Origin of the sequence: Paenibacillus dendritiformis, from assembly GCF_945605565.1 — a bacterium.
GTDB lineage: Bacteria > Bacillota > Bacilli > Paenibacillales > Paenibacillaceae > Paenibacillus_B > Paenibacillus_B dendritiformis_A.
Window position 1 is genome coordinate 6,311,655 of sequence record NZ_OX216966.1, and the last position, 19,727, is coordinate 6,331,381.

Below are 19,727 nucleotides of genomic sequence, written 5' to 3' on the forward strand. Positions count from 1 at the left end.
TAAATACCTATAACACAATAATCAAACTGTGAAGGGAGAAGAAAATGAACGTTCACACTATGAAGGATTATGTTCTTGGCACCATTTCACCGGTCGTTAAGTACGGTTTATATGAAATGAAGTACACATCAGTAACTCATTCAATGTATGAGGTTACCGCCATCTCTTATTTGATGGGAAGAGGATATGATTTCCCCACCGCCCGGCGTATTGTCGAGTCATGGGAGGTTAATGAATCGTTTCCACCATATCAGGTGACGCGCGCGCGTTCCTAATAAACCCTCCGGGCTCCTGTTTTCTAATCCGCTCGCACTTTTCCGGTGTAAACAGAATTACATCTAAAAATATTTGATGTATCAGAAAAAGAAAAGGGGCCATCCCATAAGTAGTTTTTTACTACCCTTGAGATGACCGTAAGATTCAAAAAGGTCGAGTTAGGGTTTACATTTGTTACCGTACTCGACCTCTTTGCTTCATCACTGTCCACTAGCAAATCTTGGGCAAGGGAAAGCCACCCGACCTCGAGGCTTACTGTAGACAGGCCTCGGAGCAGGAAGCGTCTGAATCCTCTTTTGTTTTTCATTTGCCCAAATACACTTTCCGGTTCTATCATTCTTCGAACCGACAGGGCATATCCTTCTTCACTTCGCAGCTTTTTTCGCGCTTCTTGCTTATAACGGAGATACTTCATGTTTACCCGGATTTCCCAATTCCTTTTTGCCTTTTTGCAGGCTGCAGCCTCATGTGTCGCCCAGCCAACCATGTTCCCGGTTCGCTCGTTCCAGACGATGAGCTTAACGATACCCAAATTCCTCAATGCTGCGGCGCAGCTTCAACGAATTTGGATGAATAATACAGAATTTTATTCTTTCATTTGGTGAACATTAATATCGAGAAAATTTTAAGGAAAGGTTGATGAAAATGCTTTCTTTTCCCGTTCATGGTTCTAAGCACGATGAATTAGGAAACCAAAGAGCAATGGAGACAAGATTTACAATTTCAGCAAACGCAAGAATTGATGCTACTACAAAAACCTGGACTTCTGATCATTGGGAAGGATTTACTGGGTCTGTTGTTGTTTTTCTTACAGATGCTTCTGGTAACATCCTTCATGCGACTGATACCCACGCGTATGGTGTCAATGGCATTTACATAGGGGATCCAAGTCGAGAAGACATTTGGAATGAAACAATTCCTGATGACGCATTAAAGAATTTAGCAGGATATGCAGTTTGGCAGACACATACTCCTAACATTATAGTTACTCCTGACGCATTTAAAGAGTGGGCCGAGGCTATTGCGCCAATAACAAAATTTTTTGTATCCCAAGAAGAATTAGTAAGATTAAAGCAATAATCGGATCATACATCCCTTTTTGAGTTGTGTTGGTTTCTCGCGGATAATTAGGGAGATATATCCTTTCGCCGCCCGGTTACACAACGGGCTAGTATGCCGAAGAAAGCTATTGAAGCAAGGACGATCGTTTTTTCACCCATTTCAAAATTAAAATAGGAAGTAAGTGAATTTTGAATTGTACGCATTCCTAGCACAAAAAAATATCCAACAAGCCATCCTAATGCCATACCAAGTATCAGATTTATGTAATTTTTTTCTATATTTCAATATTACATAAACAATGTCGTCCTGTTCAAAAAAACATAGCTTCAAGCCATGGGCGGCGTAAATCTCCAACGCTTCAAGCTCCTTGGTTTATGTGGACTAAGCATTTCTAGGGCAAAGCCCCTAGCAAACTCTAACGGTTGCCCGTATATCCAAAAAATAAATCTACGTATCCAATGGAATTTTGAAGAAAAAACGACATAGAGGATATCATACTACAAAAAATGTGATCTAAATGTGATTTTTTTATAGAAAAAGGCTCCACTCGGGAGCCTTTTTCCTTGCTATATCAAGCTTTGCGGGCGATGGATTACATCATGCCGCCCATTCCGCCCATGCCGCCCATATCAGGCATTGCTGGCTTTTCTGGTTCCGGCTTGTCAGCGACAACCGCTTCGGTCGTCAAGAACATAGCAGCTACGGAAGCAGCGTTTTGCAGTGCGGAACGAGTAACCTTCGCAGGGTCGACGATACCCGCTTCGATCATGTTGACCCACTCGTCTGTTGCGGCGTTGTAGCCAATACCTGTCGCTTCTTTCTTCAGGCGCTCAACGATGATGGAGCCTTCTTGGCCTGCGTTGTCCGCAATCGAGCGAACCGGAGCTTCCAGCGCGCGAAGAACGATGTTGACACCAGTCAATTCGTCGCCAGTAGATTGAACGGCCGCTACCGATTGGTATACATTCATCAATGCCGTACCGCCGCCGGCAACGATGCCTTCTTCCACGGCTGCGCGAGTCGCGTTCAGAGCATCTTCGATGCGGAGCTTGCGCTCTTTCAATTCGGTTTCCGTCGCAGCGCCGACTTTGATTACCGCTACGCCGCCTGCCAATTTAGCCAGACGCTCTTGCAGCTTCTCTTTGTCGAACTCGGAAGTCGTTTCTTCGAGTTGTGTACGGATTTGCTTGATGCGAGCATTGATATCTTCTTTTGCGCCTGCACCGTCAACGATGATAGTATTTTCTTTCGTAACACGGATTTGACGTGCTGTACCCAATTGCTCGATCGTAGTCGATTTCAATTCAAGTCCGAGCTCTTCCGTGATCACTTGACCGCCAGTCAATGCAGCGATATCTTGCAGCATCGCTTTGCGGCGATCGCCGAAGCCTGGAGCCTTAACGGCTACGCAAGTGAATGTGCCGCGAAGCTTATTCACGATCAGGGTTGCTTGAGCTTCGCCTTCCACATCTTCAGCGATGATCAGGAGCTGCTTGCCTTGTTGAACGACTTTCTCAAGAACAGGAAGGATTTCTTGAATGTTGGAAACCTTCTTGTCTGTGATCAAGATATATGCGTTATCGAGGATAGCTTCCATCTTGTCGGTATCCGTGATCATGTATGGAGATACATAACCGCGGTCGAATTGCATACCTTCAACAACTTCAAGCTCGGTGTTGAAGCCTTTGGATTCCTCAACCGTAATTACGCCGTCATTGCCGACTTTCTCCATTGCTTCTGCGATCAATGCGCCGACTTCTTCGTCATCGGCAGAGATGGCAGCAACTTGAGCGATGCTTTGCTTGTTCTCGATTGGCTTCGCAATTTTCTTCAGATCTTCGACTGCAGCTTTCACTGCTTTCTCGATCCCTTTGCGAACGACCATCGGATTCGCGCCAGCCGTAACGTTCTTCAAGCCTTCGCGAATCATCGCTTGAGCCAGAACCGTAGCGGTCGTCGTACCGTCGCCGGCAACGTCGTTTGTTTTGGTAGCTACTTCTTTAACCAGTTGAGCGCCCATGTTTTCAAAAGCGTCTTCCAGTTCGATTTCCTTCGCAATCGTCACACCGTCGTTCGTGATAAGCGGAGCACCGAATTTCTTCTCCAATACGACGTTGCGGCCTTTCGGTCCAAGTGTCACTTTCACCGCGTTAGCCAGAGCGTCAACTCCGCGAAGCATGGAACGGCGTGCGTCTTCCGAGAACTTGATTTCTTTTGCCATCGTGAAACCCTCCTCAATTCATTCAGAATGATACGGCGTACATATATGTCCGTCTGGGAGTCTTCCATTCCGGAAAGACTCGAGCGTACTTATGTCGGTAAGGCTGTTCCGCCGGGCCGATTAGCCGATAACAGCGTGAACGTCGCTTTCTTTCATAATCAAATACTCTTTGCCTTCATACTTCACTTCAGTACCGGCATATTTGGAGAAAATAACGCGGTCTCCTTCTTTCAGATCGAGCGGCACACGTTGACCGTCTTTCCATACCCCGTTACCTACCGCGATAACCTTGCCTTCTTGCGGCTTCTCCTTCGCCGTATCCGGCAGAACGATACCGAAAGCTGTAGTTTCTTCCTTCGCGATTGGTTCGATCAATACGCGCTCACCTAATGGTTTGATCATGAAAAATAGCCTCCTTTGAACAAGAGTTTATAAGGTGAAGAATTCCCCGGCGCCTGACGGACAGGCAGCGGTAGAATCCTCAAAAACGAAGCATTCGCCTGGTGTTAGCACTCGATGATGCTTAGTGCTAATAACCAATTTCTATGATACTGATTTTGGGTTTACATTGCAAGAGGGTTTCGCGTGAAAAAATTATTTTTCCGATCCGGCGTTTCCGCGAGGGCACCTTACCCATTTTATCCAATAAGGCTCATAACATTCCATCCCGCCCGTGGATTGGCCCCGTTGCACGCCGAGCGCCCGCATTCGTCCGCCGGGCACAAAAAATGCAGGCACAACAAGATGAACGCTCCATGCGAACCTGTTACACCTGCATAACTGACTTCATAATCAGACCGCCGTCGTATCGGCGCCTTCCTCAAATTCCTTCTCCCATGCCTCTTGCTCCAGCAACTGCTTCCGATAGACGAGCGAAGACATGAATACGCTGATCTCATATAGAATGAGGAGCGGTATCGCCACGAGCAAGTCCGAGACGATATCCGGCGGAGACAGCATCGTCCCGAGCAAAATCAAGACAAAGTAAGCAATCCGCCGCATTTTCCGCAATCTCAGCGGGTTCAACAGCCGAATCCGGGTCAGGAACATAATGACAACCGGCAGCTCGAAGAGCAGAGAGATCGGGACCAGCAGATTGAACATGAACGAAAAATACTGCGTAATGCCGTAGGTCTCGGTCAGGTTCATATGCTTGTTAATGCCCGACGTAAAAGAAAACGCCATCGGAAAGACGACGAAATAGGCAAAGGACAGCCCAAGCAAAAACAGCACAAATACAAAAGGGACGTACCGAAGGGCAGCACGCCGTTCTATTTCCCGGAGCCCAGGGCTGACAAAAGCCCACAGCTGGTACATCGCAAACGGGAGCGTCACAGCCAATGCAATAATGAAGGCGAACTTCATGTATATCCCGATCCCGTCCCATAGCGAGAAGCCGTGAAGCGGCATCTGATTGGCCGGCTCCGTATTGCGCAAATATTCGTATATCGGATCAGCGACGAGGAGCCCTGCCACCAGGCCGATGACCAGGACAAGGATGATATAGACGACACGTTTGCGAAGCTCCGTAATGTGCTCGACCAGCGTCATTTGTTCTTCCGTTACATTCGACATGCCTCACCAACCTGTTCCTTCCATGGTAAAAGGCGGGCCCGGCCCGCTGAAAATAACAGAGAGTGCTCCCGTTACTCAGGGAGGCGGCGCTGATTCGCGCTGTTCGATTCGCCGGAAGCCTTGGCCGGCTCCTGACCAGCCGGTTCTACGTCAACCGTCTGAATTTCCTGGCGAGCAGGCTTCGCGCTCGGCTCATCCCCCATAATATCGCGTGCGCCTTCCTTGAATTCCCGCAGGGTGCGGCCGAAGGCCCGTCCCAATTCAGGCAGCTTATTCGGTCCGAACAATAATAGCGCAATGACCAAGAGCAGAAGTATTCCCGAGACGCCAATGCCGTTGAACATAGCAAAAATTTCTCCTTTCTGCAGATCCTAGAATAGAGTGCTTGTGATCTACATCATATCATACGCGCCATCCGTAATATACCAAATAATCTGTAACAATTATGAAGCGTTCTATTCCGCGCCCTTATACTCACCGTTCAGCACGGCGAGCGCATGCGGAATCTGATCCATAATCGGCAGCAGATTCTCATGCACGCCCTTCGGGTCGCCGGGAAGATTGATGATAAGCGTCTGTCCCCTCACTCCGCACACGCCGCGGTTCAGCATCGCCCGGCGCTGCTTCTGCATCGAAGCGAAGCGCATCGCTTCCGCCATTCCGGGCACGAGCCGATCGACGACCTTGAGCGTCGCTTCCGGCGTCACGTCCCGCTCCGCCATGCCGATTCCGCCCGTCGTAATAATCAAATGGGCCTGAAAATAATCGGCCATCTCGATGAGCGATGCGGAAATCTCATTCATCTCATCCGGCACAATCCGGTATTCCACAATCTCACCATGCAGTTCTTCTTCGACGAGTTCCCGAATGACCTGGGCGCTCGTATCCTCGCGCTCTCCCCGAGAACCTTTGTCGCTCGCCGTCAATATTGCTACTTTCCAGCGCATCAGGGCTCCTCCTCCCGCCTAGCCGGCATAACCGGCCTTCTTCAATATACTGGCACGCGCAGGAAGGATGTCTATCCTTCTTCCGCATGCGATGTCATTCTATCCACACTTACTCGCGCTTGCGGCATCCGTTCTTCGCGGTTAGCAGATCTGTATCGGCTGCGCAAGCAATAATCTCATCCTCGGTAATCAGCCACTCGACGGCGATGTCATGCGCTTCCATCGGCACGCGCTCCGCCAGCTGCCAGGAATAGATACAGGCCAGCCGCACGGCGGGATCGCGTCTCCGGTCAAGCGGCACACGGTCCAGCGCTTCCAGATAGGCATGCCAGAACCGGTCATAATATCCGGCGCCCAGCCCGAGCCGTCCGCCCTGCCGATCGTAGGCGATGCCGGGGACGAGAATCGCGTCCAGCTTGTCCCAATGCTCCGGATCCAGCCGTTCCGCATCGGGTCCCGGCTCCTGCAAGCCGAAGGTGCCGCTCGTGAATACCGTATGTTCTGTCCACGGGTGGAGCGACATCGTCCGCGAAGCCGCATCCGTGCGCGGAAGATAGACGACATCGCCCTGCTTCCGGCAAGCAAGCAGCAAGGCGGTAATATCCAGCTCATTGCCAAAAGGAAAATAGGCGCATAAATGCAAGGGACGGGCATGCCGCTCTCGCAGCGCTTTCATGAATGGGTAAGCCCGCCGGCATACGGCCTCGCTGCTGGCCTCCCGCTCCTGCCGGTCGACCGCCTTCCTGCGCGCCTTATATTGCAGACGAAGCATTCGCTTCTCCTCCGCTGCCGTCACCGTTACCGCCCCCTTCGATATCCGCCCTGAAGTGGTATCGGAATTCCGCAGGGCAATCTATATAGGTATGTACTCACATTTTCATTCATTTTTCATTATTTTCAACCTTAGTTTACCATCCTTCCCCCGTTAGCGCCACCATCCGGCCCATTTTTACGCAGCAAACGCCATGGCGCACGTTCTTAGCGATTCTTTGGCACGAATAGAAGCCATAATCTCAACCAATTCGAAAACCCCTGCGCAGCGCGCAGAGGGATGACTGGCGATGTTCGATTATCCCTAATCAAGCGCGCCCTTATCTAACTCCTATTGCCGTCAGTGTCTGCCGCCATGGCAATGTCGTCCTTATGGATATGGACGCTCAGCACCAGCCCGATGCACAGCATATTCGCCAGCAAGGAGCTGCCTCCGTAACTGATGAACGGAAGCGATATGCCGGTCAACGGCATGAGGCCGATATGCATGCCGATGTTAACGAAGATTTGGAACAGCAGCATGCCGGCAAGTCCGACAACGAGATAGGAGCCCGCCAGATCCCGGCTCTCCCTGGCGATATACAGCATGCGGAAAATAAGCAAATAAAACAATAGCAGCAGGACAGCAGAGCCGATAAATCCGAATTTCTCGCCAATGACCACATAGATGGAATCCGAATACGCATACGGAATGTAACCGCGATCAACGTAGAAGCCGGAATTTCCGCTCATCTGACCCGATCCGATCGCGTTCATGGCGTTATTGACATGCCACGATTTATCAGGATCTAGACCTGGTTCAAGAAACGTCTCGATTCTCGATAATTGATGGGGCTTCAACAGGTTGGCCAGGATATCATAATTCGCAAAATACAGCCAGCAGACGCCCCCGACCGGCAAAGCCATCGACGCGAGCAGCAGCAGCATATGCAAGACGCGAATGTTGCCCATCCACAGCATGACGGGCAGGACGCCGACGAACACGAGCGCAGTGCCCAAATCCGGCTGCTTCATAATGATGAATGCCGGAACGAAGAACACGGCGCCAATCGGCAGCAAATCCTGAATGAACCGAAGCTTATTGCCGGACCGCTTTTGCAGCAGATTGCATGTGACGAGCACGGCAGCTATCTTAACCAATTCGGAGGGCTGAAGCTGGAAGCTGCCGATTCTTATCCACCGTACCGCTCCGTTAATATTTTCTCCGGTGAACATCACGATCACAAGCAGAGCAAGCCCGATTCCATACAAAATATAAGATACGGCGCCCGTAAATACAGAGTAGTCGAGCAACGCTATCAGCAGCATGGGGATAAGGAAGAGAACGAAAAAGACAATGCTATACTTGTACAAGCCATCGAGATTCGTGCCGGAAGTAGCTTCATGCACGGCTACCGTCCCGAGAATCATAAGACCCAGCAGCAGCAGAAGTGTCGGCTTGTCCAATTTTGTCAGCTTGCGAATATAAAACATCATGTGAGTACCTCTAGTTCGTAGGTTGTGTAGGAAGGCATGCCTATTCGCGCTGTCTCCGATCATTATCACGAGAAATATTTAACAGAATTCCGGTACTGGCCATGCACAACAAGAGAGAAGAGCCGCCATAGCTGATGAACGGAAGCGGCACGCCCTTGATCGGCATCGCCCCGGTTACCGCCCCCAGGTTGAACGCGAATTGGGCGAATATCATAGTAATAATGCCCGTTCCGAGCATAATCCCGAAGGGCTCATCACTGCGAAGAGCTGCCATCAGGCCGCGCCAGAAGAAAAGAAAAAAGCAAAACAAAAGCAATAACCCGCCGACAAAACCGAATTCTTCTCCGATGATGGCAAAAATAAAATCGGTGTGCGCTTCCGGCAAATAGAACAGCTTCTGCACGCTTTGGCCGTATCCCGTTCCGGTCATCCCCCCGTGAGCCAGCGCGATTAAAGATTGAATCAATTGGTAGCCGGACCCTTCCGGATCATCAAACGGATTCAAAAACGAAATAATCCGCTGATAGCGATAGCTGCGGCTGAAGGCAAGAAAGACCAACAGCACTCCAAGTCCCCCGCTCAGCATCGCAATATGACGCATATTCGCCCCGCCGATAATAATAATGGTCATGGATATAATCGAAATGATCATCACCGAGCCAAAATCCGGCTGCAGCATAATAAGAAGCAGCATCGTCCCAATGACCATCAGAATGGGCAGCAATCCCCCAACGAAGACGCGAATCCGTTCTCCTTTTTTGCTGATTAGATGCGACAAATAGATGATCAAGGACAGCTTGGCGAATTCCGTCGGCTGGAACCGCATGCCGCCGACGTTGAACCATCTTGTTGCGCCATTCACCTTGATGCCGAAATAAGGAACGAGCACAAGCAGCACGATCGAGAACAACAGCAAGAAGGGGGCGGCCTTGCTCCATTTGCGAAAGGGAATGTTCATGAGAACAAACATAGCGGCAAGGCCGATGAGAGCGAACAACATTTGCTTCGACGCATAATAGGACGGATTCTCATACTTCAGGCTGACAACGGCCGAGCTGGCACTGTATATCATCGCCAATCCGAACATGACCAGCAGCAAGGTCACAAAAAGCAGCAAAAAATCCGGACGGCCTTTTATCGTTTGCTTCAAAAGAACTCACCTCGTGCATCCTGCAAAATGAAAACGTTAAAATGATTGTCATCTATGCCTCTCGCTGTTCCTGCGACACTACTCAAGTGTATTGACTCATCACCCAAAAGAGGTTATGAAAAGGTTAAAGTTGCTCCCCAGAGCTTGACAAAATCAAAAGGACGGTGTTAAGGTTTAACATGTCATAAAGACCTTGTTAGGTGAGGCTCCTATGCAAACATAGGCCACTGCCCAGAAATATCGAAAGATGCCCATGGGTAGAACAGGAATTGCCGGATTAAGGCTTTTCTTAAGGTGGCTAAGAGAAGAAGGCTTCTCTTTACGTTGCATAGTGCTAAAACTCAACTAGGGGGCGCGGGAATGTTATATTTGCGTGCATTCATCACACCCTCTAGGACTCCTGGAGGGTTTTTATTTTATTCTGCAAAGGGGGGAGAACACTCAATGGATAGTAGTTCCAGTATTCCGTCATCGAATCAAGTTCATAATCTTGTGAAGAGGGAGAACGAGGTTCTCTTTACCCTTAACTGTTATTCATACTGTGATTCGCATGCTGCCTGGTATCAGGGCAGGTGTATTTAAGTATGCATAGATGCAAGCAGTGAGTGTAAACGAGAACAGGAACTACAAGCTCTTCCTATGTGCAGGGAGGGCTTTTTTGTGTCTGTTTCCGAATGGATAATAAGTAACCATGTGTGGAAGGATGTTTGCGAATAGGAGGAAATCATTATGGTTCAAAAATGGATGATTCAAGACTTGAAAGATAGATTGGCCGAACAAAAGCAGGATGCCCTTACCGAGTTTCTGGCCCGGTACCAACCTTATGACTTAGCCGAAATGTTAATTGAGCTTGAGGAAAACGAGCAAATTCGATTTATTGCCGAGCTTCCCATTGCCCTCGGGGCAGAGATTTTGGAATATGTCGATCCCGAGTTGCAGTATCGAATTTTAGACCGCGGGACCAAGGAGACAGCAGCTTTACTGCTTAATGAGATGTCCAGTGATAAAGTGGCCGATCTGCTGCTAGCCATACATCCCCACCAAGCTGCAACGTTATCGGAGCTTCTGCCTGCCGATTACCGGGAGAAAATCAGCTCTCTGATGCAATACCCTCCAGAGTCGGCGGGAAGCCTGGCTACCGTAGATTATATTGCGGTGCGGAATTATTGGACGGTGGAGCATACGCTGCAGCACGTCCGCAAAGTCGGGCAAGATGCGGAAATGGTCTCTTACTTTTATGTGCTCGATAATAACGGCAAGCTGGTAGGGATCGTCTCGCTGAAGCAAGCTATCCTGGCCAAAGCCGATTCCAGACTAGAGGATATCATGCTCAAGGATTTCGTGTCGGTTTCTGCTCGCATGAACCAGCAGGAAGTGGCGACGATTTTATCCAACTATGATCTGGTGGCTCTGCCTGTAATCACCGATGAACAGCGAATGATCGGGATTATCACGGTCGATGATTTAATTGACGTTATCCATGAAGAAGCGACGGAAGATTTTCAGAAGATGGGCGGAAGCCAGCCTTTAGAAGTGCCGTATTTTAAAAATTCCTTTTGGAAGCTGTTCCGCAAGCGGATCGGATGGCTGCTCATCTTATTTGTAGCCGAAGCCTATACGGGGAATGTACTGCGTCACTTCGAAGACACGCTCTCGGAAGTGATTGCGCTCGCTTTCTTCATCCCCTTGTTAGTCGGCACGGGCGGGAATACGGGAACACAGACCGTAACAACGCTGGTTCGCGCCCTGGCGCTCGGGGAAGTGAAGCCGAAGAATATATTCAGAGTCATCCGTAAAGAGGTGTCCACGGGATTAATTCTGGGACTTTGTATGGGGGTAGCAACCTTTATTCGCGCCCAGATACTGGGGGTCGGTTTTGATATCGGAAGCGTCGTCGCCGTCACGGCTATTTTTATCGTGATCTGGGCCTCCCTCATCGCCGCTGTGCTGCCTCTGGTGCTCCACAAGCTCAGAGTCGATCCGGCCGTCGTCTCGGGCCCGTTTATCACCACCTTGGTGGATGGCACCGGACTTATCATCTACTTCTCTTTGGCTAAGCTGATGCTGAATCTATGATTGGAACCACTCCAATCGATTGCATCTTCTCGTGATCGCCATTATCGCTTACCGCTCCAAATGAAAGCCCCATCCTCTCCCGGGATGGGGCTCTCGTTATGCGTATCCTCCTCCCGTTGTGGCTTCCGAATCCGAAGCCTTTCCCAATCATGGGGTATCAATCGGTTCACGGCCAGAATGATTAGACAAATTTCCCGCGATCGGCGAGAATAGAAAATGTGTCAGGCCGAACAGATACTTTCATTATTTTTGAATCCTTATATGAAAATAGCTTGTTATTAACGGAGGAGATACCCCTATGCTGCTTCAAGTGAACGGCATGAGCAAGAGTTACGGGATAACTCCCGTATTGTCGAATATTACGCTGCAGATTCTGGAGCGCGAGCGGATTGGGCTGGTCGGCGTGAACGGGGCCGGCAAATCGACGCTCCTGCAGCTCATCGCCGGAGAGATGTCCCCAGACAGCGGGACCATTTATAAAGCCAAAGAAACACGCATCGGTTACCTGGCCCAGAACAGCGGACTGCAGTCCGACCGCTCCATCTGGGACGAGATGATGCTCGTATTCGCCCCATTAGTGGAAGCGGAACAGGAGCTGAGACAGCTCGAGCATGAGATTGCCGACCCGGAGACCGCCGCCGACTCCGCCCGCCATGAAGCGGTATTGCGCAGGTACGCCGAACGCTCGGAATGGTTCCGCATGCAGGGCGGTTATGAGATGGAGACGCGGGTGCGGAGCATTCTTCACGGGATGGGCTTCGGCCAGATGGACCCGGGCACGCCCATTCATACGCTGAGCGGCGGCCAGAAGACCCGGCTGGCCTTGGCCCGCATTCTGCTGCAGCAGCCGGATCTGCTGCTGCTGGACGAGCCGACGAACCATCTGGACATCCATACGCTGACTTGGCTCGAGAATTATCTTCGCTCCTATCCGGGAGCGGTGCTGGTCGTGTCTCACGACCGTTATTTCCTGGATGCGATGGTCACCACCATTATCGAGATCGAGCGGCATCAGGCGAAGCGCTACACCGGCAATTATACGAAGTATATGGAATTAAAAGCGGCCGAGTACGAGCAGCAGATGAAGCTGTATGAGAAGCAGCAGGACGAGATCGCCCGGCTGGAGGATTTCGTCCAGCGCAACCTCGTGCGCGCTTCGACGACGAAGCGGGCGCAGAGCCGGCGCAAGACGCTGGAGAAAATGGAGCGGCTGGATAAGCCGGCCGGCGAGCTGAAGAAGGCGCATTTCCGCTTCGAGACGACGAGACAGAGCGGCAAAGACGTGCTGCATGTGCAGCAGCTCTCCGCAGGCTATGACGCCGCGGAGCCATTGTTCCGCCATGCCGAATTCGATCTGAAGCGCGGCGAGATGGTCGCCCTTATCGGTCCGAACGGAATCGGCAAGTCGACCTTGCTGAAGGTGCTGATCGACAAGCATCCCCTTCGCGAAGGAAGCGTCCGCTGGGGCACCAATGTCTCGATCGGTTACTATGATCAAGAGCAATCGACGCTGAATCCGAACCATACGGTGCTCGAAGAGGTATGGAGCGCCTATCCTCATCTGGAAGAGGTGCGGATACGGACCGTATTGGGGAACTTCCTGTTCAGCGGGGATGATGTGACGAAGAAGGTCGCTTCCCTGAGCGGCGGGGAAAAGGCGCGCGTCGCCCTGGCCAAGCTGATGCTGCAGCAGGCGAACGTGCTGATTCTCGACGAGCCGACCAACCACCTCGATCTGTTCAGCAAGGAAGTGCTGGAATCGGCGCTGTACGACTATGAAGGCACACTGCTGTTCATTTCCCATGACCGCTACTTCCTGAACAAGATGGCGGAGCGCATCATCGAGCTGGATGCGGACGGAACGCACCCGTATCTCGGCAATTATGACGACTATATGGCCAAAAAGCAGGAGCTTGCCGAAGACGAAGCGATTCGCGCCTCGCTGCAGCCGGCGCCAAGCAAGCCGGCCGCGTTCCAGGGCAGCGCCGCGGCGGACAGTGCGGCCGATGCGGGCTTGAGCGCGGCGGAGGCGTATGAGGCCGACAAGCAGGCCAAGCGCGAGGAGCGTGCGCGCCAGCGGAAGCTGGAGCAATTGGAGACGCAGATTGCCGCGCTGGAAGCGGCGATCGCGGAGCGCGAGCTGGAGCTTGCCGAGCCGGACGTCTATAACGACTATGTCCGCGTCCAAGCGATCCAGACGCAGCTCGAGGAAGACAAGGAAGCATTGAACGCGGTATACGCCGAATGGGAGCAGCTGATGGAAGCCTAGAAGCAGAAGCGCGTCCATCTGCATGCCCGCCTATCCCAAGAACAAGGGGCCGCCCCGGGGTCTGTTCGGACTCTGAGGGCGGCCCTTGTCATGAGACGGCTGGCGTTTACACGGCGCCGCTGCCGCCTAGACGACCGGCATCACCCGCCCGCTCGTCATCCCGATCAGCTCCTGCGGCGTGAGCGGAAAGACGGCGTGCGGATGTCCCGCTGCAGCCCATATCTCCGCATACGGAAGCAAATCTTCATCGATTAGCGTCACTATCGGCTCCTTATGCCCGATGGGCGGGATGCCTCCGATGACGAATCCCGTGTGCTCGCGCACGAAGCCGGCGTCGGCTTTGCCCAGCTTCTCGCCGATCTCCTGTCCGATCCGCTTCTCGTTAATGCGGTTCGTTCCGCTAGCGACCACCAGCAGCGGCTTCTCTGACTGCTTCATCCGGAAGATGATGGACTTCGCGATCTGCGCGACCTCGCACCCGATCGCCTCTGCCGCTTCCTGGGCCGTGCGTGCGCTGTCCGGAAGGACGACGACCCGATTGGCGAAGCCAAGCTCCTCCAATTTGTCCTGCACCGCTTGAACCCGATCATTGATTTTTTCCATTGTGAAGATCCCTCCTGCTTCGAACCCAATCTGCCGCTGAAATCAATAGCGCGTTTTATTCCTCTGTCATCTTGCCTCGCGAGCCGCGGCGGCTGCCCGTTTTCATGTGATGAACCCCGGAACTCTCCACGCACTCGTAAATCACAAGTTATACACAGCTCGCGACTGAACGATCGGCTGCTGATCCCATGCTTCATATTCATTTTTCGCTGTCATACCAATGGTTTTCGTGGAATCACCAGCATTATCCACTGTTTTATCCACATTATCCACAACCAACAGGGCATATCTTGAAAAATCTGTCCTCTTTTTCACCTGGATACAGACCTTGGTACCAAAGGGGAGTAAGCGTTTTATCCCCATTTTCAACAGGATATGTGGATAACTTTGTCCACATCCGCATTAGGATGCATCGTGACGCTGGGCGGACAGGAGCTCCTGCTCTTGAACGGGCTCTCCATCAGCGGCGGCGCTGCGAAGCGCCTGGTTGCAGGCGGCCATATAAGCTTGGGCCGCAGCCAGCACGATGTCCTGATGCGTCGCGCTTCCCTGATACACCTGATCATGGAGCGACACCGTCACGATCGCTTCGCCCGACGCCTCTTCCCCGGAAGAGAGCGAATGCAGCTCCAGATCCTCGAACCGGATCGGCTCCCGGACGGCTTGGGACAAGGCGCGGATAACCGCTTCAATCGGTCCGCTGCCCACTCCGGCATACGTCTGCTTCTTGCCGGTCGCCTGCTCCTGCACCGTCACGGACGCGGCCCGCTTGCGGTCATTGCCCGCCACCACTTCGACATCAAGCAAGCTCAACGGCTCCAGCTGCTCGTTCAGCGTCTCGCCGATGCATTGCAGCAGCTGATCGTCCGTCACGACCTTCTGCGCATCGGCCACGCGCTTGAAGCGGTCATACACTTCGTTCAACTGGTCGGCATTGAGATGGACGCCATACTGCTCCGCGCGGTGCTTGAGCGCGTGCCGGCCCGAATGCTTGCCCAGAATAATCATATGATGCGGGATGCCCAGCTTCACCGGATCCATAATCTCATACGTGTTGCGGTTCTTGAGCAGGCCGTCCTGATGGATGCCGGACTCATGCTGGAAGGCGTTGCGGCCGACCACCGGCTTGTTATAGGCAATCGGGAAATGCATCATCCGGCTGACCGCGCGCGACGTCTCGTACAAATATTCCGGACGAATGCGGGCCGCGGCCCGCAGGGCATCGCCGCGCGTATCGAGCGCCATAATCAATTCTTCCAGCGCGCAGTTCCCCGTCCGTTCGCCGACCCCGTTGACCGTCACCTCGATCTGGGTCGCGCCCGCTTGAATCGCCGCCAGGCTGTTCGCGACCGCCAGCCCCAGGTCGTTGTGGCAGTGCGCGCTGAACACCGCATGCTCCGCCCCGCGTGCGCCCTGCCGCACCTTGCGGAACAGCGCTCCGTATTCCTCCGGCAGCGCGTAACCGACCGTATCCGGCAGGTTGATAATCGACGCGCCTTCCTCGATCGCCGCCTCCACCAGCTCGATAACGAAGTCCACATCCGAGCGCGTCGCATCCATGGCCGTGAATTCGATGCGATCGGCGAACTGCTTCGCATAGGCCACCGTCTCTCTCGCCATCTGCTTCACCTCGGCGCGCGATTTGCGCAGCTGATGCTGAAGATGGATATCCGACGACGAGATGAAAACATGAATCCTGCGCAGGGCGGCATCGGCCGTCGCCTTCACGGCTGCGTCGATATCCTCCCGAACCGCGCGCGCGAAGCCGCAGATCTCCACTTGCGGATACAAGCGGGAGATGCGCTGCACCGCTTCGAATTCACCCGGACTCGAGATCGGGAAGCCCGGCTCAATCACATCAACCCCGAGCCGGACGAGCTGCTCCGCCAGCTCCAGCTTCTGCGGCAGCGTCAAGGCCGCGCCCGGGGCCTGCTCGCCGTCCCGCAGTGTCGTGTCGAAAATCTGAATCATCCGCTTCTCCTGATCTTGCCCGATTTCGGCCTGCATCGAATTCCCTTGTGTATGTGTACCCATCGCGATTCCTCCCATTAATGCAGTTTTTCTGAAAATAATCCATCTTCTCTTGAAATAAAAAAAGCCTGACGTCTCTTAAGAGACGACAAGCTCTGCTCTGCCGCGGTACCACTCTCGTTGGAAGATCATCCGCAATCCGCAAGATCCTCCCCCTCGGCCTGATAACGGTCAGGTACCGTAGCTGCCTACTGCCGGCGGACATCCTTACGGACATGTTCAGCCGGTTCAGCCGCTCCACTCCCGGGCGAGTTCAGACGTTCCGCCGCTGCGTCGCACCACCCCGCAGCTCTCTGATCGGCTTCCGTGTCTTACTGCTCCCGTTCTACGTGTTCGATATATGCATGTTCATTGATAACAAAAAAACCTGCCATCTCGTTAGAGACGACAGGTAGATGCCGTGGTACCACTCTAGTTGACGATCTTCATCTTCGCGCTCAAGATGAAGCGATCGTCCGCTTATGCGTACACCGCCGGATCCGGATCATGGCGATGCGCGCGCCCGATGACGGGGGCACCGTAACGGCATACCACCCGCTTGAGGGACACCCGTCCACCTGCTTCCGCATCTCAAGCCGGCATTCCGCCGTTCCGCTCCCAGGCGAGTTCAAGGCAACCGCCGCTGCGTCGCACCATCCCGCAGCTCTCTGGTTCGGACCGTTATCCTCTACTGCTCCTGTTCATTGCGTGTCAACCGATATTCCCATTCCATGGAAGGATTGAGGTTTGATGACTATTATATTGTCCCGATGGAGGGGAGTCAATACCTAATTTGAAAATAAGGCACGCTCCTTCCCACTCGTCCGGCAGCGCTTGGCAGCTATTCCACCGACCACGCCTCGAGCGAGAACAGCGGCTGCGCCTGGAAATCAAGCGGCGTGAACTGCCCGTGCTTCCACTTGATATGCGCCGCGGCCGCGATCATCGCCGCATTGTCCGTGCAATATTCGAACGGCGGAATCAATAGCGGCACGCCTTCGGCCTGGCAGCGCTCGGCCAGCGCCGATCGCAATCCGCGGTTGGCGGCCACGCCGCCGCACAGCAGTAATTGGGCCGCGCCGTATTCCTTCACGGCGCGCATCGCTTTCTCCGTCAGCACGTCGATGACGGATTCCTGGAATCCGCGGGCGACGGCGGCGTACATCGGCGGCTCGCCCCGCATCTTCGCCTGATTGACGACGTTCAGCACGGCGGACTTCAGTCCGCTGAAGCTGAAATCATAGGAATCAGGCTCCAGCCAGGCGCGCGGCAGCGTGATCGCGTCATCCGCGTCCACGGCGAGGCGGTCGATATGCGGACCGCCCGGATAAGGGAAGCCGACCGCGCGGGCGACCTTGTCGTAAGCCTCGCCAACCGCGTCGTCGCGCGTGCTTCCGATGACGCGGAACACGCCCTCCCGCTCCAGATGAACCAGCTCCGTATGCCCGCCGCTGACGACGAGCGCCATGCATGGATAGGCCAGCTCCTGCACGAGCCGGTTCGCATAAATATGCCCGGCGATATGATGCGTCCCGATCAAGGGCACGTCCAGGGCCATCGCCAGCGATTTCGCCGCAACGATGCCGACGAGCAGCGAGCCGACGAGCCCCGGCCCCTGCGTGACCGCGACGGCCGTAATATCAGTCAGGGCAACGCCTGCCTGCTTGACCGCTTCCTCCAGCATGACGGTGATCGTCTCCACATGCTTGCGCGAAGCGATCTCCGGCACGACGCCGCCGAAGCGCTGATGGACGTCGATCTGGCTGGAGACTTGATTCGCCAGTACTTCGCGCCCGCCGCGAACGATGGCGACGGACGTCTCGTCGCAGCTTGTCTCGATCGCGAGTATGACGTCCGCTTCCGCCGGATGGGTATGAGAACTTGATATATTCACGAATGTCACCTGCTTTATTCCGCTTGTTGATAGGAAGAGGCGGCCAACGCTTTCAGGTCGGTCCACATAATGAGCGCATCTTCCTTGTTATCCGAATAGTATCCTTTGCGCACGCCCGCTCCCTGAAAGCCGAACTTCGCATACAGCCGCTGGGCGATATGATTCGACACCCGGACCTCCAGCGTCATCGCCTCCATGCCGTAGGCCATCGCCTGAACGACCATCTCCCGCAGCAAGCGCTCCCCGAGCTTCTGCCCCCGGAAATCGGGATGAACGGCGATATTGGTAATATGAGCTTCATCCACAACCGTCCACATGCCGGAATAGCCGATAATGCGATCGCCATGAAGCATGACCGTATATTTGGCAAAATGGTTCTGCGTCAATTCATTCCGGAACGCATCTACCGTCCACGGCACCGTGAACGAAGCGTGCTCCACCTCCAGCACGCCGGGAATATCCTCAAGCCGCATCGGCCGGAACTCCACTCCGCCGGCTTCCGCCGCCCGTTCATCCTCATCGTATTCAGGTCGTTGTCCCATCTGACATGCTCCCTTCTATAACTGCTGCTTCCGGTCCGCCCGCTCCTTCGCCAGCAGCTTCGCTTCCGCTTCGGCCAACTGCGTATAGTTCGGTTCGAGCCGATGGGTGTCTGTCCGCTCGCCTGCGGCATAGGCGCGCAGCCCGAGACGGCCGATCCAGCGCGCCTCCATCCCGCACGGGATGACGCGAATCCGGTCTCCCCATTGCGCCTGCAGGCCGTTCAGCGCTTCCTGCTGCGCTCCGGTGTCGCCGACGAACCATACTTCTGCGGCCGCATGCGAATGATCCGCGCCTCCCGCATCAGCCTGCAGCGCCCGGGACGCCTCCTCGGCGACCAGCGAGAACAGGCGAATCCCGTCCTCTCCATGCCGCTCCACGCCATTCGCCAGGGCCTCGTCCCCGCTTCCGTTCGAAGAGAAGGGAGCCGTATAGACCTGCCCCCTTCTCGCATCCATCAGCGGGTACACAAGGATTCGCCCAGCGCCGCCCGCTGCCGCGCCGTCCTGTTCGGCCTGCTGCAGGCCGGAGAGCGCCAAGGCCTCCAGGCTGGATACGCCAATAACCGGCTTGTCCCATGTCCAAGCCATCGTCTTCCCGGCCGTGACCGCAATCCGCACGCCCGTATACGATCCAGGGCCGACACCGACGGCGACAAGATCCGTCGACTTGCCGCTCCACCCGTTATCCGCCATCAGCGACTGCACCGTCGGCAGCAGCTTGATCGAATGATTGCGTTCGGCCTGGGAATGGCGCTCGGCCACGAGCGCGCCCCCTTCGAGCAAGGCGGCGGTCAGAGCAGCCGTCGATGTATCCAGGGCCAGCACCCGTGTTCTGTTATGATCCTGTTGATGCAC

At 54.0% G+C, this 19,727-nt stretch carries 18 protein-coding genes, 1 pseudogene, 1 riboswitch and 2 other annotated features; of the genes and pseudogenes, 4 read left to right on the plus strand and 15 right to left on the minus strand.

The window, feature by feature from the left end:
• Positions 1-59: 59 nt before the first annotated feature.
• The gene (locus NNL35_RS28360) at positions 60-275 is read left to right on the plus strand and encodes a hypothetical protein (protein ID WP_254553932.1); all 216 of its coding nucleotides are present in this window, start codon (positions 60-62) and stop codon (positions 273-275) included.
• A 212-nt stretch (positions 276-487) separates the two neighbouring features.
• Here NNL35_RS28360 and NNL35_RS30770 read toward each other — a convergent pair.
• Positions 488-730, minus strand: a pseudogene (locus NNL35_RS30770) (transposase); the annotation flags it as partial.
• Between the two features lie 185 nt (positions 731-915).
• Here NNL35_RS30770 and NNL35_RS28370 point away from each other — a divergent pair.
• The gene (locus NNL35_RS28370) at positions 916-1,356 is read left to right on the plus strand and encodes a hypothetical protein (protein ID WP_040731193.1); all 441 of its coding nucleotides are present in this window, start codon (positions 916-918) and stop codon (positions 1,354-1,356) included.
• A gap of 574 nt (positions 1,357-1,930) precedes the next feature.
• Here the strand turns inward: NNL35_RS28370 and groL are convergent.
• The 8 genes from groL to ftsW all read right to left on the minus strand — a co-directional run bounded on the left by groL (position 1,931) and on the right by ftsW (position 9,478).
• Entirely contained in the window at positions 1,931-3,559 is a 1,629-nt protein-coding gene (groL, locus tag NNL35_RS28375; protein ID WP_006676839.1) for a chaperonin GroEL, read from the minus strand.
• A 120-nt stretch (positions 3,560-3,679) separates the two neighbouring features.
• The gene (gene groES / locus NNL35_RS28380; protein WP_006676838.1) at positions 3,680-3,961 is read right to left on the minus strand and encodes a co-chaperone GroES; all 282 of its coding nucleotides are present in this window, start codon (positions 3,959-3,961) and stop codon (positions 3,680-3,682) included.
• A gap of 390 nt (positions 3,962-4,351) precedes the next feature.
• The gene (tatC, locus tag NNL35_RS28385) at positions 4,352-5,134 is read right to left on the minus strand and encodes a twin-arginine translocase subunit TatC (RefSeq protein WP_006676837.1); all 783 of its coding nucleotides are present in this window, start codon (positions 5,132-5,134) and stop codon (positions 4,352-4,354) included.
• A gap of 71 nt (positions 5,135-5,205) precedes the next feature.
• On the minus strand, positions 5,206-5,478 hold the full coding sequence (gene tatA / locus NNL35_RS28390; protein ID WP_006676836.1) for a twin-arginine translocase TatA/TatE family subunit: 273 nt from the start codon (positions 5,476-5,478) through the stop codon (positions 5,206-5,208).
• A gap of 111 nt (positions 5,479-5,589) precedes the next feature.
• Positions 5,590-6,081 carry a MogA/MoaB family molybdenum cofactor biosynthesis protein gene (locus NNL35_RS28395; protein WP_006676835.1) on the minus strand — a complete coding sequence of 164 codons (492 nt, stop codon included), beginning with the start codon at positions 6,079-6,081 and terminating at the stop codon, positions 5,590-5,592.
• Between the two features lie 109 nt (positions 6,082-6,190).
• A complete protein-coding gene (locus NNL35_RS28400) occupies positions 6,191-6,877 on the minus strand; it encodes a 5-formyltetrahydrofolate cyclo-ligase (protein ID WP_006676834.1) in 687 nt (228 codons plus the stop codon).
• A 299-nt stretch (positions 6,878-7,176) separates the two neighbouring features.
• On the minus strand, positions 7,177-8,325 hold the full coding sequence (locus NNL35_RS28405; RefSeq protein ID WP_040731221.1) for an FtsW/RodA/SpoVE family cell cycle protein: 1,149 nt from the start codon (positions 8,323-8,325) through the stop codon (positions 7,177-7,179).
• A 43-nt stretch (positions 8,326-8,368) separates the two neighbouring features.
• Positions 8,369-9,478 (minus strand): putative lipid II flippase FtsW, encoded by a 1,110-nt coding sequence (gene ftsW, locus NNL35_RS28410; protein WP_006676832.1) that lies wholly within the window; start codon positions 9,476-9,478, stop codon positions 8,369-8,371.
• Between the two features lie 185 nt (positions 9,479-9,663).
• A riboswitch (M-box (ykoK) riboswitch) is annotated at positions 9,664-9,838 on the plus strand.
• 369 nt (positions 9,839-10,207) lie between these two features.
• Here ftsW and mgtE point away from each other — a divergent pair.
• Both mgtE and NNL35_RS28420 read left to right on the plus strand, forming a co-directional pair.
• The gene (gene mgtE, locus NNL35_RS28415) at positions 10,208-11,554 is read left to right on the plus strand and encodes a magnesium transporter (RefSeq protein ID WP_006676831.1); all 1,347 of its coding nucleotides are present in this window, start codon (positions 10,208-10,210) and stop codon (positions 11,552-11,554) included.
• 298 nt (positions 11,555-11,852) lie between these two features.
• Positions 11,853-13,823, plus strand: coding sequence for an ABC-F family ATP-binding cassette domain-containing protein (locus NNL35_RS28420; protein ID WP_006676830.1), 1,971 nt, complete (start codon positions 11,853-11,855; stop codon positions 13,821-13,823).
• A gap of 126 nt (positions 13,824-13,949) precedes the next feature.
• Here the strand turns inward: NNL35_RS28420 and NNL35_RS28425 are convergent, their stop codons facing one another.
• The 6 genes from NNL35_RS28425 to tsaB all read right to left on the minus strand — a co-directional run bounded on the left by NNL35_RS28425 (position 13,950) and on the right by tsaB (position 19,727).
• A complete protein-coding gene (locus NNL35_RS28425) occupies positions 13,950-14,456 on the minus strand; it encodes a YbaK/EbsC family protein (RefSeq protein WP_337999302.1) in 507 nt (168 codons plus the stop codon).
• 111 nt (positions 14,457-14,567) lie between these two features.
• Positions 14,568-14,789, minus strand: a complete 222-nt coding sequence (locus NNL35_RS28430) for a hypothetical protein (RefSeq protein WP_040731188.1) — start codon at positions 14,787-14,789, stop codon at positions 14,568-14,570.
• A gap of 39 nt (positions 14,790-14,828) precedes the next feature.
• The gene (locus tag NNL35_RS28435; protein WP_006676828.1) at positions 14,829-16,460 is read right to left on the minus strand and encodes a 2-isopropylmalate synthase; all 1,632 of its coding nucleotides are present in this window, start codon (positions 16,458-16,460) and stop codon (positions 14,829-14,831) included.
• Positions 16,461-16,535: 75 nt separating this feature from the next.
• Positions 16,536-16,794 (minus strand) — a binding site (T-box leader).
• A 40-nt stretch (positions 16,795-16,834) separates the two neighbouring features.
• Positions 16,835-17,150, minus strand: a binding site (T-box leader).
• Between the two features lie 127 nt (positions 17,151-17,277).
• The gene (gene tsaD / locus NNL35_RS28440) at positions 17,278-18,330 is read right to left on the minus strand and encodes a tRNA (adenosine(37)-N6)-threonylcarbamoyltransferase complex transferase subunit TsaD (RefSeq protein ID WP_006676827.1); all 1,053 of its coding nucleotides are present in this window, start codon (positions 18,328-18,330) and stop codon (positions 17,278-17,280) included.
• 14 nt (positions 18,331-18,344) lie between these two features.
• Complete coding sequence (gene rimI / locus NNL35_RS28445; protein WP_006676826.1) at positions 18,345-18,872, minus strand: ribosomal protein S18-alanine N-acetyltransferase; 528 nt, start codon at positions 18,870-18,872, stop codon at positions 18,345-18,347.
• Positions 18,873-18,887: 15 nt separating this feature from the next.
• The gene (tsaB, locus tag NNL35_RS28450; RefSeq protein ID WP_006676825.1) at positions 18,888-19,727 is read right to left on the minus strand and encodes a tRNA (adenosine(37)-N6)-threonylcarbamoyltransferase complex dimerization subunit type 1 TsaB; all 840 of its coding nucleotides are present in this window, start codon (positions 19,725-19,727) and stop codon (positions 18,888-18,890) included.

Coding starts and splice junctions, on each gene's coding strand:
- NNL35_RS28360 (WP_254553932.1), top strand. CDS start 60: ATGAAGGATTATGTTCTTGGCACCATTTCACCGGTCGTTAAGTACGGT.
- NNL35_RS28370 (WP_040731193.1), top strand. CDS start 916: ATGAAAATGCTTTCTTTTCCCGTTCATGGTTCTAAGCACGATGAATTA.
- groL (WP_006676839.1), bottom strand. CDS start 3,559: ATGGCAAAAGAAATCAAGTTCTCGGAAGACGCACGCCGTTCCATGCTT.
- groES (WP_006676838.1), bottom strand. CDS start 3,961: ATGATCAAACCATTAGGTGAGCGCGTATTGATCGAACCAATCGCGAAG.
- tatC (WP_006676837.1), bottom strand. CDS start 5,134: ATGTCGAATGTAACGGAAGAACAAATGACGCTGGTCGAGCACATTACG.
- tatA (WP_006676836.1), bottom strand. CDS start 5,478: ATGTTCAACGGCATTGGCGTCTCGGGAATACTTCTGCTCTTGGTCATT.
- NNL35_RS28395 (WP_006676835.1), bottom strand. CDS start 6,081: ATGCGCTGGAAAGTAGCAATATTGACGGCGAGCGACAAAGGTTCTCGG.
- NNL35_RS28405 (WP_040731221.1), bottom strand. CDS start 8,325: ATGTTTTATATTCGCAAGCTGACAAAATTGGACAAGCCGACACTTCTG.
- mgtE (WP_006676831.1), top strand. CDS start 10,208: ATGGTTCAAAAATGGATGATTCAAGACTTGAAAGATAGATTGGCCGAA.
- NNL35_RS28420 (WP_006676830.1), top strand. CDS start 11,853: ATGCTGCTTCAAGTGAACGGCATGAGCAAGAGTTACGGGATAACTCCC.
- NNL35_RS28430 (WP_040731188.1), bottom strand. CDS start 14,789: ATGGGGATAAAACGCTTACTCCCCTTTGGTACCAAGGTCTGTATCCAG.
- NNL35_RS28435 (WP_006676828.1), bottom strand. CDS start 16,460: ATGGGTACACATACACAAGGGAATTCGATGCAGGCCGAAATCGGGCAA.
- rimI (WP_006676826.1), bottom strand. CDS start 18,872: ATGGGACAACGACCTGAATACGATGAGGATGAACGGGCGGCGGAAGCC.